We start from the raw sequence: 13,838 nt of genomic DNA, 5'->3' as shown, positions 1-13,838 counted from the left end.
CCACTGCACCCGGAAGAGTACGAGGAACTGTACCGGCGATCGGTCGAGCAGCCCGACGAATTCTGGCTCGACCAGGCGAAACGCCTCGATTGGTCGGCCTTTCCCACCAAGGCGGGCGAATGGTCCTTCGATCCGGTCCACATCGCCTGGTTCGCCGATGGCGAGCTCAACCTGTGCCACAATGCGGTGGACCGGCACCTGGAGACGCTTGGAGATCGGGCCGCGCTGATATTCGAGCCGGACGATCCCGCCTCCCCAGGCCGCACGCTGACCTATCGGGAATTGCACCGCGAGGTGGTCGCCATGGCCAATGCGCTCAAGGCTATCGGCGTCGGCAAGGGCGATCGCGTGACGATTTACATGCCGATGATCGTGGAAGGCGTGCTCGCCATGCTCGCCTGTGCGCGTCTCGGCGCGATCCATTCGGTGGTATTCGGCGGCTTCTCGCCCGAAGCACTCGCCGGACGCATCGAAGGCTGCGGCAGCCGTTTCGTGGTCACCGCCGACGAGGGCCTTCGCGGTGGCAAGCACATTCCGCTCAAGGCGAATGTCGACGCCGCTCTGGCCGAACCCGATCACGATACGCCGCTCGACGGGATGCTGGTGGTTCGCCACACGGGCGCGGAGATCGACATGACAGCGGGCCGCGACCACTGGTATCACGAGGTGGCAAACGATGCCGAATGCCCCTGCGAACCGATGAAAGCGGAAGATCCGCTCTTCATCCTCTACACCTCGGGATCGACCGGCAAGCCGAAGGGCGTGGTGCACACGACAGGCGGCTATGGCGTCTGGACCGCCACCACCTTCCACTACATCTTCGATTATCAGCCCGGTGAGGTGTTCTGGTGCACGGCGGATATCGGGTGGGTCACCGGCCACAGCTATATCACCTACGGCCCCCTGTTCAACGGGGCGACACAGGTGATCTTCGAGGGCATACCCAGCTATCCCGACCATTCGCGGTTCTGGCAGACGGTGGAAAAGCACAAGGTCAACATTCTCTATACCGCGCCAACCGCGATCCGCGCTCTGATGCGCGAAGGCGATGCGTTCGTAACCGCGCATGATCGCTCCTCGATACGGCTGCTCGGCACAGTCGGGGAACCGATCAATCCCGAGGCATGGCGCTGGTATTTCGATGTCGTGGGGGAAAAGCGCTGCCCGATCATCGATACCTGGTGGCAGACCGAAACAGGCGCCTGCATGATCACGACCCTGCCTTCGGCGCATGATATGAAGCCGGGCAGCGCGGGTCGGCCCTTCTTCGGTGTACGCCCTCAACTGGTCGACCACGAAGGCGAGGTTCTGGACGGGGCGACCGAGGGGAATCTGTGTATCACGCATAGCTGGCCCGGTCAGGCGCGCACGGTCTATGGCGACCATGGCCGCTTCGAACAGACCTATTTCAGCACCTATAAGGGCAAATATTTCACCGGGGACGGCTGCCGCCGCGACGAGGACGAATATTACTGGATCACCGGCCGCGTCGACGATGTCATCAACGTGTCGGGCCACCGCATGGGCACCGCCGAAGTCGAAAGCGCGCTGGTTCTGCACCCCAAGGTCGCCGAAGCCGCGGTGGTCGGATATCCGCACGATATCAAGGGACAGGGTATATACTGCTACGTCACGCTCAACGCGGGCGAGGAAGGCGGCGATGCGCTCTATTCCGAACTACGCGGGCATGTGCGCAGCGAAATCGGGCCGATCGCGTCGCCGGACCATATCCAGTTCACGGACGGGCTGCCCAAGACCCGCAGCGGCAAGATCATGCGCCGGATTCTGCGCAAGATCGCGGAGGACGATTACGGCACATTGGGGGATACATCGACGCTCGCCGACCCCAGCCTGGTTGATCGATTGATCGAAGGCAGGCACAACAACTGAGTTTATGGCCCAACGCATCATCATCGCCGATGACCATCCGCTGTTCCGCACGGCATTGACTCATGCGGTAACAAAGGTTTGGCCAGATGCGACGATCGTGGAGGCATCGAGCGCGAGCGAGGCGCGGCGCGAAGTCGAGGCCGGGGCCGAAGCACTGTTGCTCGACCTGCATATGGAGGATTCCAACGGGCTTACCGCCTTGATGGATTTCCGGCAGGACTTTCCCGCCCTGCCGGTGGCGATCATTTCGGCGAGCGAGGAACCGCGCGTCTATGCGGCTGCGAATCAGTTGGGCGCAGCCGCGTTCATTCCCAAGTCGGCCAGCCTGGATCGAATACGCGAAGCACTCGCCTGCGTACGCGAAGGGGATCCCTGGTTTCCGCCGAACGATGCCGAAACCGATGACGATCTGGCGAAGATCGCCAGCCTTACCCCCGCGCAAAGGCGTATTCTCGGTCAGCTCAGCGAAGGGCTGTTGAACAAGCAGATCGCCTATGAGCTGGATATCAGCGAAGCGACGGTGAAGGCCCACATCACCGCCATTTTCCGCAAGCTTGGCGTGGTCAACCGGACCCAGGCGGTGCTGATGGCCGCCAAATTGGATGTCGATCAGGAAAAGGCCGAACCCGCTTCGGACTGACCTGTGGCCGAACGGCGGGCCACGCAATCGGAAATCAGCGCGCGCAAGGCTGCGGGCGAGGACGGCTTGAGCAGGCGATTGGCCCCCATGCGCGCGGCGGCCTGCCCCGTCTCCTCACCCGCCTCGGCGGTCAGCAGGATGGCCGGTGGGCGCGCGTTCCAGACCTTGCACAAGTCTTCAAAGACACCATCGCCGCGGTCGCGGCCATCGAGACGGAAATCCATGATGACCACATCGGGCGCGGTAGGCGCAACCGCCAGCGCCTCCTGCTTGCCCGATGCGCAGACAACCCGAAGGCCCCATTTGCCGAGCAATGCAGCGGTTGCGCTGAGTGCGGAAGGATCGTTGTCGACAACTAGAACCTTCGCGTCGAGCAAAGTCGATGCCCGTCGCATCCGTTCGGGCGCGGCGCGCGCGCCTCGGCGCAAAACGGGCAACCGCACGGCGAACCGGCTGCCCGATCCCCGGACCGACCGGGTAACCACTTCGGCCTGGAGCAGGGATGCGATACGCCTGACAATGGCCAGGCCCAAACCCAGGCCTTCCCGATCGCCGGACTCTCCCCGCTGGAATTCGCCGAACAGGCGCTCGACATCGTCTTCCGCAATGCCCGGCCCGGTGTCGTAGACACATAGTTCCACCTCCTCGCCAGAGCGCCGCACACCCAGAAGAACACCCCCCTTGCGCGTATAGCGGATGGCATTGCTGGTGAGATTGCGCACCACGCTGGTCAGCAGCCCGCGATCGGTCGTCACCCAGGCGCTGGTATGCACGCGCCGCAGATCGAGGCCCTTGTCGCGTGCCTGGACCGCGAATTCGCGTTCCATTTCGTCGAGAATGTCATTGAGCGCCACGGGTTCGGGCCGCGGCTTGATGCCGCCCCCATCGAGCTTCGAAATATCCAGCAAGGTGCGAATGACGCGATCGGCGGAACTGATCGAGCCATCGAGATCCCGCACGAGCCGGACGAGCTGATCGCGTCCGCGCACCTCTTCGCCCAGCGCGGACGCGAACAGACGTGCGGCGTTGAGCGGCTGAATCAGGTCGTGGCTGGCCGCCGCAAGGAAGCGGGTCTTGGAGCGGGTCGCCGCTTCCAGGGCGGCGTTCGCTTCGCTCAACTGGCGCGTCCGGTCCGCAACCTTCTGTTCCAGCGCCTGTTCGGCTCGGCGATCGGCCGTGATATCGCTGTAACTGGTCACATACCCGCCGCCCGGTGCCGGATTGCCGACGATGCGCATGATCCGCCCGTCGGGTTGTTCCCGCTCGAGACGATGCTGGCGGCCTGCGCGCATGTGGTCGAGGCGCCGGGCAACCTGCTCCTCGATCTCCTCTTCGGGCATCCCGCTCTGCTGCAGATTGTACCGAATGAGGTCGGCGATTGAGGTGCCGACGCTGGCCAGATGATCGGGCAAGGCGAACATTTCCTGATACCGGCTGTTCCAGGCGACCAGCTTCATCTCCGCATCGACCAGCGCCACTCCCTGATCGATGTTCTCGATCGCCAGTCGTAACAGATCGCCGCTGAAGGTCAGGCGGCGGTTCGTTTCGTCGAACATCGCCACGACCTGTTCGAGCGGCACGGGGTCGCCTTGCGACCAACTGGTCATCAACATGCGGGCCGAAGAGCTGCCGACCACGCCGGCGATAAGCCGTTCGGCCATGCTCAAGATTTCCGGGCTCGCCGGATCGCTGTCGCGCAGGCCGCTGCCCATCGCCTCGAGCGAAGCCCGCGCGCGTCTCTTTCCGACGAATTGGGCGAGCAGCAAGCGAATATCGGCGATCCGCTTGGCGGTTGTGAAGGCGGGCCTCCCACCTGGCGCGGCAGCCCCGACGAAGGTCGCCGCCTGTGCCGCATCGACCAGCGTCTCCCGTCCGACGGCAGAGCCGAACCAGAAGGCCGCGATATTCGCGCCCAGGCTGAGGATAACGCCCGACACCAACATGTCAGGATGGATCGAGAAGATGGGAGCCTGACCGGTCGCCGCAGGGTAGATCAGCAGGACCAGCCAGCAGGTGAACCCCGCCGCGAGACCGGAAACCATGCCGACCTTGTTGCCGTGGCGGTTGGTCATGCCGATCACCAGCCCGGGGGCGAACTGGGACGCGGCGGCAAAGGCCAGCGTGCCAAGTCCGGCCAGATTGGCCGCTGCTCCGAACCCCAGATAGAAGAGATAGGCGAAGAACAGAAGGCCGGCGATGACCAGGCGCCGGACCATGAGCAGTCGCGCGGCAAGACGGGTGCGATCGCCGCTGCCGGTCAGTTCGCGCCTGAACAGCAGCGGCGAAATCAGATCGTTGGTAATCATGGTCGACAGGGCGACACTGGCGACGACGATCATCCCGGTGGAAGCGGAAAAGCCGCCGATGAACACCAGCAGCGCAAGGGCATCGCTGCCAGCGGCAAGCGGCAGAGCCATCACGATCATGTCCGCATTGGTCGATTGCGGCAGGACCGAAAGTCCGGCCAGCACGATCGGCACGATGACCAGCGACGTGACGACCAGATAGGCGGGAAACAGCCAGCGCATGGTGGGTGTCGCCCGATCGGTCTGCGCCTCGACGAATGCCATGTGGAATTGGCGCGGCAGGCACAATGCCGCACATGCCGACGTAAGGGTAAGGATCGCAAAACGGGCATCGAGCTGCAAGGCGGAGAACGGCGACACCACCTGAGTGAAGCCTTGCGGCGCGCCCGTCAGCAAAACCACCGCAAAGGCGGCAAGCGCAACCAGCGCGACAAGCTTCACCACCGATTCAACCGCGATAGTGATCACGAGACCGTTGTTGTCGCCTGACCGGTCACCGCGACGCGAGCCGAAGAGAATCGCGAACAACGCCATGCTGCCCGCCACCAGAAGGACCAGCTCGTCGGTCGTGACACTGGCTTCAAGGCCCGGATCGAGGGCGAGCAGAGAGCTGCCCACCGATTGCAACTGCAACGCCATATAGGGCAGCGAACCGACCGTTGCGATCAGGCTCACCAGCGCGGCGACCACGGCGCTCTTGCCGTAGCGGGCGGAAAGAAAGTCGGCGATAGAGGTGGAATGCTGCGCCTTGGCCTGCGCCAGGATACGGCGCACCAGGCCGAACCCCAGCGTGAACACCAGAACCGGCCCGAGATAGATCGAAAGATAGTGCCACCCGGCAGTGGCCGCAGTGCCCACGCCGCCGAAGAAAGTCCAACTGGTGCAATAGACCGCAAGGCTCAGCCCATAGACCCAGTCGCGCTGGCGTGGCGGCAGCGTCTTGCCCGCATCGGCTGCGCGGTCCTGGCGCGCCGCCAGCCAGAACAGGCCAACAAGATAAAGCGTCGCGGCAGCGATCGCCGTCCCGAACAGCATGGCCGATTGCCCTCCCGCAAACAGACTATCCCAGTCGCCGCGCAATGCAAGGAAGGGGGCGGCACCGTGAAGTGCCGCCCCCTCCTTTCACTCCGGCCCGAGCCTAGTGCGCGTGGGCATCACCCGCACCGCGCGGGACGCGGATCGAATCCACCAGCTTGCGGATTTCCATCGGCGGGCTCGCCGTTACCTTCGACACCGCGATCGCGACGGCGAAGTTGAGCACCATGCCGACCACGCCGATCCCCTCGGGCGACACGCCGAAGAGCCAGTTCTCCGCCACATTCGCCGCCGGGTTCGCCAGCTTGAAGTAGAAGATGTAGCCGAAGGTGAAGGCCAGACCCGTCACCATGCCCGCGATCGCCCCTTCCTTGTTCATGGATTTCGAGAAAATGCCCATGAAGATGGCCGGGAACAGGCTGGCCGCGGCCAGGCCGAAGGCGAAGGCGACCACCTGCGCCACCCATCCGGGCGGATAGATGCCGAGATAACCCGCGACCACGATCGCTGCCGTCGCCGCGATACGCGCGGCGCGCAACTCGCCCTTTTCCGAAATGTTCGGCTTGAAGGTCGATTTGAGCAGATCGTGACTGACCGAGCTCGATATCACCAGCAACAGCCCCGCTGCCGTGGACAAGGCCGCCGCAAGGCCGCCCGCCGCGACAAGCGCGATCACCCAGCCCGGCAGATTCCCGATTTCCGGATTGGCCAGCACCATGATGTCGCGATCGACATAGACCTCGTTCTCGCTGGTCATGTCGGGTTCGTTGTTGAGCGCGCGTTGACCCGCAGCCGCCGTCGTTTCGGCATAGCTGGGAGCTCCGATGATCGAATCTCCGCTGCGATACTGCATCACACCGTCTTCGTTCTTGTCGTAGAAGGCGATCAGATCGTTGCGTTCCCAGTTCTTGAACCAGCCAGGCGCTTCGGAATAACTCGTCTCGTTCACCGTATCGATGAAGTTGAGGCGGGCGAAGGCACCCACTGCCGGAGCGGTGGTGTAAAGCAGCGCGATGAACACCAGTGCCCAGCCGGCCGATTTGCGGGCGTCGGATGCCTTGGGCACGGTGAAGAACCGCACGATCACATGCGGGAGGCCCGCCGTGCCGACCATCAGCGCCAGCGTGATGCAGAACACATCGATCATGCTCTTCGAGCCGTCGGTATATTGCCCGAAGCCGAGATCGGTGAGCACCAGATTGAGTTTCTGCAACACATACAGACCGGAGCCGTCATTCACCGTCGAACCCAGCCCGATCTGCGGGATGGGATTGCCGGTTATCATGAAGCTCAGGAAGAAGGCCGGAACCATATAGGCGAAGATCAGCACGCAATATTGCGCGACCTGCGTGTAGGTGATGCCTTTCATCCCGCCGAGCACGGCATAAACGAAGACAATCGCCATGCCGATGATGACGCCCAGCGTGATCGGTACGTCGAGAAAGCGGCTGAAGACGATCCCCACACCGCGCATCTGACCCGCGATGTAAGTGAAGCTGATGAAAATCAGGCAAATCACCGCCACCACGCGCGCAGCCTTGGAATAGTACCGCGTGCCGATGAAATCGGGCACGGTGAACTGGCCGAACTTGCGCAGATAGGGCGCCAGCAGCAGCGCCAGCAGCACATAGCCGCCGGTCCAGCCCATCAGATAGACGCTCGCGTCATAGCCGAGGAAAGCGATAAGCCCCGCCATCGAAATGAAGCTGGCGGCGCTCATCCAGTCGGCCGCCGTGGCCATGCCGTTGACGACCGGGTTCACCCCGCCACCGGCAACGTAGAATTCCTTCGTCGACCCGGCACGCGACCAGATCGCGATGCCGATATACAGCGCGAAGCTGAGGCCGACGAAGATATAGATCAGGGTCTGTGTATCCATGATCGCCTCCTCAATCGTCGAGATCGTATTTGCGCTCGAGCTTCTTCATCCGGACGACGTAGAAGACGATGAGTGCGATGAAGATGTAGATCGAGCCCTGCTGGGCGAACCAGAAGCCGAGCGGGTATCCGCCGAGCATGAACTGGTCGAGCCAGTCGCGCAGCAGGATGCCCGCGCCGAACGAGCAGGCGAACCAGATCGCCATCAGACTGACCAGCAACCGGATATTGTCACGCCAGTAGGCACCCTCCGCCTCGCTGGTTTCGTGGACTTCGCTTTCGTCGGCCATCGCCTCCCCCTTCCATATTGTTTTCGCACGCCCGCAGATTCGGGACCGTCGCGCAAGCAGGCTATGGGCATGGTCGTGCAAGCACGAGCGCGACATAAGTCTAATGAAGCGGGCGGCTACCAGGTCTCAAGCGAACCGAGGCGAGGCACGGGCGCCATTCGGGTGAGCTGTGCGAGGAACAGTTCTGCCGCCGCCAGGGCATCGGACAGCGCATCATGTTGTTGATAATCCGGTAGATTATAGCGTTTGCGTGCCGCAGCGAGCCGATAGCCGTCATTGCCGATCCGGTTGGGGCTCAGCCGCCGTTCCAGCGCCAATGTGCAGATGGAACGCACGGGAACGGCTATACCGAACAGCGCTTTCGAAATCCGGCGGATCGCCTCTATTTCGATCGAAGCCCCATGGGCCACGACCACTCGCCCCGCCAGATCGCGCAGGAACCGGCTCGCCACGTCTTGCAGAGCCTCGCCCGATTGCGCCCGGTCCTCTCCGATACCGTGCACCGTGACCGCATCCGCATCGAGACGTCGCATACTGCGCACATCGATTGAGCACGCGCCGCCGATCTCTATGCCGCGGGTCGTGACAGGGAGCCAGCCGGCCTGGAGGACATGGGCGCGCGGCCCCAGCCCATCGAGTTCGAAATCCAGGGCGATCAGCCGCGCTTCGTGAATGGGGGTATCGCGCGATGGCCATTCGGCGTCGGCATAGGATCGCAACAGGTCGATGTCCGCCGCGCGGCAGGATTTGAGCCCGCGTTCGAAACGCCACCTGCCGAACCGTTCACGCAATGCCGCCTGCCAGATTGCGCCGTAGCGATTCGAGACCCGCCCTGATGACCGAGAAAGCATCCTTCAAATAGTCGCGTTCCAGCGGAGACAGCGCGTCTGGTGCGATTTCGTTGTCCGGTTCCGTCCCCGACCTGATCTGATCGGCCTGGTGGGAAATGCGCAGTTCGTTGACGAGGAGAAAAGCGTCCTTGAGGCTTTCCGCATCGCCCCGCGCCATCTTGCCGCTTCCGGCAAGCGCTACGAGCCTTTCGAGCGTGCCTACAGCGTCGATCCCCTCGGCCAGCGCAAATGTGCGGGCAATGTCGATCACCGGCAGGATGGCCTGCGCCTTGGCATCGAAAACCTTATGCCCATCGGCCGCCTTTTCCAGCACGAGATTGCGGAAAATGCCCAGGGGAACCCGGCTGCGCTGCGCATCGCGTGCCAGATAGCTGAGGAACAGGGGATTGGCCCGCGCCTGGGCGAGAACCTCGCTGCGCACACTGTGCTCTAGATCCACCTTGCCGTGAACGGCGCGCATGTCGAAGAAGATGGTGGCGCGCAAAATCCGGTCTTCATCGGGATCGTGAATCCAGCGCGCATAGCGGGTACGCCATTCGCTCGCAGTCAGGCGCTGCTCGGCATTCTTCGCCATGATCCCGCCCTTGCAATAGACGAAACCGGCCTGGTGCAGCAGGTCCGAGATACGGGTGCCCAGGCCCTCGAAATAGCGCCTCCCGGCATCGTCGACGGCATCATCGATGACCAGCCCGTTATCCTGGTCCGATCCGACCAGTTGTTCACCCCGGGCGAGCGAACCGAACACCATGAGGGCATAGGGGACCGGGGGCGGACCAAGCTCCGCTTCTGCAAGCTCGGCGGCTCGGCGATGCACCGCTTCGCCCAGCGCCGAGGTGAAGCGCATCGTATGGTCGGCATGGAAGCCGCCGGCCTGCATTCGAGCGAACCCTTCCGGGATCCGCCGCGCGGCGGCAATCAGCGCCTGCGGTTCGGCGGCCTTGGCAACCAGCATGCCGGTATCGATCGCGCTGTCACCGAGATGGGCAAGGATATCGGTCGCGCTGAGGATTGCGCCAAGCTCCCCATCGGGGGCTATCGTGGGAATGTGCCGGAACCCGCCTGCCGCCATGATCGCCATGGCTTCCGATATGCTGGCGCTTTCCGGCAGGGTTCGCGGGTTCGGCGTCATGACTTCGCTTACGGGCCGGTCGAGACCATGGCCCATGGCCACCACGCGATTGCGCAGATCCTTGTCGGTGAAAATCCCCTGCAAGTGCCCGTCATCGTCGCATATCGCCAGAGTGCTGACATCGCGATGGCTCATCAGCCGCGCCGCGTCCTCGATCGATGTTTGCGGCCCGCAGGATACCGTTGTGCGGTGGCGGACCAGCGCACCGATCGGTGTTTCTTCCAGAATGCCCGAACGCTTGAGCTTGAGTTCGCGAACGGCATTCCCAATGCGTTCGCCTTCGCTTTCGGCGAAGAACTGGCGAATCCGTGCCGATGCCTCGCGCAAGCGATGGAATTCGGCGGCAGGCAAGAGATAGACCAGCGTATCCTCGATAGCGCGGGCCTCGTTTCTCACCTCGCCTCCGCGCAGCAAGGAAGGGAAAGCGAAGATACCCCCGCTGCCGATGCGCGCGGTCAGTTCCTCGCCCGCCAGACGAAGCTCCACCGCGCCCGAACGGACGATATACAGCCAGTCATTGTGCGAGCCCGCTTCCAGGATCGTCTCGCCTCCCCGGAAATACCGCACCATCACCGCGCGCGCGATGGGGGCGATCTGTTCCGCATCGAGGCGATCGAACGGCGCGGTGGCGCGAATGAAGGCTTCGATGTCGCGGGGTTCGCTGGCCATGCGCGAAACCTAGCACCGATCCGGTTTCAAGTCGCATCGACCTTCGTCTTATTCTCATCTCGGCAGGCGGGAAGGCCAAAAAGAAGAGGCGCCGCGAGCATGGCTCGCGACGCCCCTTCTGTCTTGTCGACTTGCAGCGATCAGAATGAAAGCGATACGGTCGCCGTCACACCAGCGGCTTCGAAACCGTCTTCGCCGATACCATCGTAGAAGCCCGAAACGCCGAACCGCAGGCCGCCCGGCGAGGAGATGTCGAGCCCCAGCGCGCCCCGGCCGCGCAGACCGTTATCGACCGCCGAGAAGGCGTCCGCACCGAAAGTCAGCACACCTTCGAACTCGGCGTAAGGTGCGAAAACCCACCCCTCTTGCGAGATCGAGCGATAATCCAGCCGCGGGCTGAGCGCGAGTTCACCCTGATCGATCACCGCATCGGGCACGGCCACGCCAAGCGTATCGACATAGCCATCGATATCCTCGCGGATATAGCGCAGGCCGAGTTCGGGCCACAATGTGAAGCCATCGCCTAGATCCAGATCGCCAATCGCGGAAGCACTGGCGAGGATACGGTCGGTCTCGTATCCGTCGGCATAAGTGCCCAGGGGCGAGACGCTGTTGTCCGATCCACCGAAAGCAATACGCGCATCGATGTAGAAACGCGGTGCAAGCCGGGCGGTCAGATATGGGCCGACCATCCACCCATCCCCTTCGCTCTGCCCGGTCGCCAACGCATCGTCGCTGTCGAAGCGGTCGAATTGAGCCAGTGCACCGATCAGGAGGCCGTCCTGGACCAGATAGTCGATCCCGAAATAGCCCAATGCGAACTCGCCCCGATTATTGCCTAGCGAGACATCCGCCAGCGAGCCCTCGAACCAGATGTCGAGCTTGCCCCCACCATCAGGGCCACCCAGCGCGGATTGCGCCATCGCCAGGCTGGTCGAGATGCTCTTGCTCGATCGCGTGACATTGACCTGCGCCGGAAGATTGCCGCTTCCCGGAACCGGAACCTGGCCGATCATCGCGCTGCCACCGGCGGCCTGCCGGCCCTTCACCCGGTCCAGGCGGCGCTGGAAATTCGGCTGGTTGGCGAGCAGCAGGGCATTACGCCCGCCGATGAATTCGCCGATCGCCCGCTGCGCGGCGCTGCGCGTATCGGCCAGCGTCACGGTGCAGGTCAGGCTTTCGCCCGGAGACAGGGCGATCGCCACCGAACCCGAGCCGCCGCCGCTGGTCACGATACTGTCGGTATCCGAACAGGCGAGAGCCGTCAGGGCATAACCCTGCACTCGCAGGTCATCCACGCTGAAGCTGTAATTGCCGGCGCTGACATCGGTGGCGGTGATTTTTCCGATACCGTTCGACGTGGTCAGTTGGGCGGCAAGGCCGGGAACATTGCTTGAATACCCAACCGTCACATCGTCGCCGATCACCCTTTGAACAATGGTGATCGAACCGCGTTCCCGCACCCTCACACGCACCCGGTCGGTCGACTGTCGCTGGCCGTCATCGACCGTCAGTTCGAAGACCAGATCCTGCGTCCCGTTGACGCCGGGCGCGGTGAAGCTGGCTTGCGCGCTGGTGCGACCGGCCAGCACCACCGACGGGCCGGAAATCTGCGTCCAGCTATAGCTGACACTATCGCCATCGGGATCGCTCGATGCCGACCCGTTCAAGGTCACCAAATTACCTTCGTCGACAGGTCCGATATCCGCGCCTGCATCGGCGTTCGGCGCACTGTTTGGCGACACCGTGACGACCACGCTGTCCGTCGCCGTTTCCTGTCCATCATCGACGGTGACTTCAAAGGTCAATGTCTGTGCGGTCGGCGTGCCGAGAGGGGCCGTGAAGCTTGGCGTGGCCGTGTTGTCGCCGCTCAGAGCCACATTCGGCCCGCCCGTCTGGCGAAAGCTGTAGCTCAACGTGTCGCCGTCGGGATCCGAAGAACTCGTGGCATCCAGCGTGACGGCAGTGCCGCCTTCAACCGTCCTGTCGCTACCGGCATCGGCCACCGGAGCGCGATTGCCGCTAACGGTATAAGTCACTGTATCCGTGGCAGATAGCCCGCCCGGGTCGGTTACGGTGACCTGGAAAACGAGCTGCTGCTGCGCGGCGATCCCGGAAGGAGCACTAAAGGTGGCGTTGGCAAGATTGGAATTGCGCAAAGTCACGTTTGGACCGGAAACCTGTGTCCACTGAAAACTCAGCGTGTCACCATCGGGGTCGCTTGACCCTGTAGCATCCAACCGAACCAGCGTTGCCCCGGAAGCGATAGTGGCATCCGGCCCGGCATCGGCTACAGGCGGGCTGTTCACGGGTACGACCACGCCACCCTGTCCAAGCGTCTGGATAGTCACCCGATCGCTGTTCGACGCACCGCTGGGATCTGTTGCCGTCAGTTCGAAAACATATGTTGCCGAAGGGCCGGCCTGGGTCTGGACCTGGGCCACCGCCTGATTGGCGTTGCTGATGGCAGCCGACGGGCCGGAAACCTGCGTCCAGCTATAGGTCAGCGTATCGCCGTCGGGATCGCTGGTTCCACTGCCATCGAGCGTCACCTGCGATCCGGCGGTGACGGATTGATCCGCACCGGCCTCGGTAACCGGCGCGGTATTTGCCGCATAGCCGAATTTCCGTGCCACTGCCGCACATTCGCCCTGTACGGACGCCATCTGCGCAAGGTTCACCTGGGTGCGACCGACCAACTGCTCGCGCGTACCGGCCGCATCGGTATCGTAGATCGCGACATAGGGCGCGCTGCCGCCCCCTCGCAATCCGGCAGACGACAGATCGATCTGCGTGGCCCGCGAACGGCTCCCGCTGGTCAGAACACTGAGCAGCCGCGGGGTCGTGATGTTGCCGCCGCCCGCATCGGTCAGAACCTCGTGAAAGAGATCGTTCTGATTGAAATCATTTTCGGATCCCCTGACCGTGTAACGGAAATTGATCCGGCAGATCGAACCCGCGGTCTGAAAACCCTGGATGATCGGACTGTTTCCCGTGACCGCCTTGGCTGGAGTAGCAAGTGCGAGACAGGATGCGGAAGACAGTGCGATTGCGGAAAAAATACGTTTGGCAGACATGCATAACCCCTGGTTTGGAAACTGGGGTTCCGAATAAAGAGCCGGGAAATACAACGGCATGTCCCAGATGGGA

Annotated in this window: 8 protein-coding genes; 2 read left to right on the top strand and 6 right to left on the bottom strand. The window is 63.0% G+C overall.

Annotated features, from left to right (window positions below; genetic code table 11):
* Positions 1-3 precede the first annotated feature (3 nt).
* Positions 4-1,890, top strand: a complete 1,887-nt coding sequence (gene acs, locus DVR09_RS04635) for an acetate--CoA ligase (RefSeq protein WP_115415905.1) — start codon at positions 4-6, stop codon at positions 1,888-1,890.
* Between the two features lie 4 nt (positions 1,891-1,894).
* A complete protein-coding gene (locus DVR09_RS04630) occupies positions 1,895-2,530 on the top strand; it encodes a response regulator transcription factor (protein WP_115415904.1) in 636 nt (211 codons plus the stop codon).
* Here the strand turns inward: DVR09_RS04630 and DVR09_RS04625 are convergent.
* The 6 genes from DVR09_RS04625 to DVR09_RS04600 all read right to left on the bottom strand — a co-directional run bounded on the left by DVR09_RS04625 (position 2,500) and on the right by DVR09_RS04600 (position 13,765).
* Positions 2,500-5,871, bottom strand: coding sequence for a hybrid sensor histidine kinase/response regulator (locus tag DVR09_RS04625; RefSeq protein ID WP_115415903.1), 3,372 nt, complete (start codon positions 5,869-5,871; stop codon positions 2,500-2,502). The two genes, DVR09_RS04630 and DVR09_RS04625, sit on opposite strands and share 31 nt — an antisense overlap.
* A gap of 103 nt (positions 5,872-5,974) precedes the next feature.
* A complete protein-coding gene (locus DVR09_RS04620) occupies positions 5,975-7,750 on the bottom strand; it encodes a sodium:solute symporter family protein (protein WP_115415902.1) in 1,776 nt (591 codons plus the stop codon).
* A 10-nt stretch (positions 7,751-7,760) separates the two neighbouring features.
* Positions 7,761-8,039 (bottom strand): DUF4212 domain-containing protein, encoded by a 279-nt coding sequence (locus tag DVR09_RS04615; RefSeq protein WP_115415901.1) that lies wholly within the window; start codon positions 8,037-8,039, stop codon positions 7,761-7,763.
* A 116-nt stretch (positions 8,040-8,155) separates the two neighbouring features.
* Positions 8,156-8,830, bottom strand: a complete 675-nt coding sequence (locus tag DVR09_RS04610; protein ID WP_162814845.1) for an exonuclease domain-containing protein — start codon at positions 8,828-8,830, stop codon at positions 8,156-8,158.
* Positions 8,823-10,688 (bottom strand): DUF294 nucleotidyltransferase-like domain-containing protein, encoded by a 1,866-nt coding sequence (locus tag DVR09_RS04605; RefSeq protein ID WP_115415899.1) that lies wholly within the window; start codon positions 10,686-10,688, stop codon positions 8,823-8,825. Before DVR09_RS04605 ends, DVR09_RS04610 begins: the two co-directional genes overlap by 8 nt.
* Before the next feature lie 140 nt (positions 10,689-10,828).
* The gene (locus DVR09_RS04600) at positions 10,829-13,765 is read right to left on the bottom strand and encodes an autotransporter outer membrane beta-barrel domain-containing protein (RefSeq protein WP_162814844.1); all 2,937 of its coding nucleotides are present in this window, start codon (positions 13,763-13,765) and stop codon (positions 10,829-10,831) included.
* Positions 13,766-13,838 lie beyond the last annotated feature (73 nt).

Source organism: Erythrobacter aureus, from assembly GCF_003355455.1.
GTDB lineage: Bacteria > Pseudomonadota > Alphaproteobacteria > Sphingomonadales > Sphingomonadaceae > Qipengyuania > Qipengyuania aurea.
Note: the sequence above shows the minus strand (reverse complement) of the source record. Positions and strands in the feature narration are given on the sequence as shown.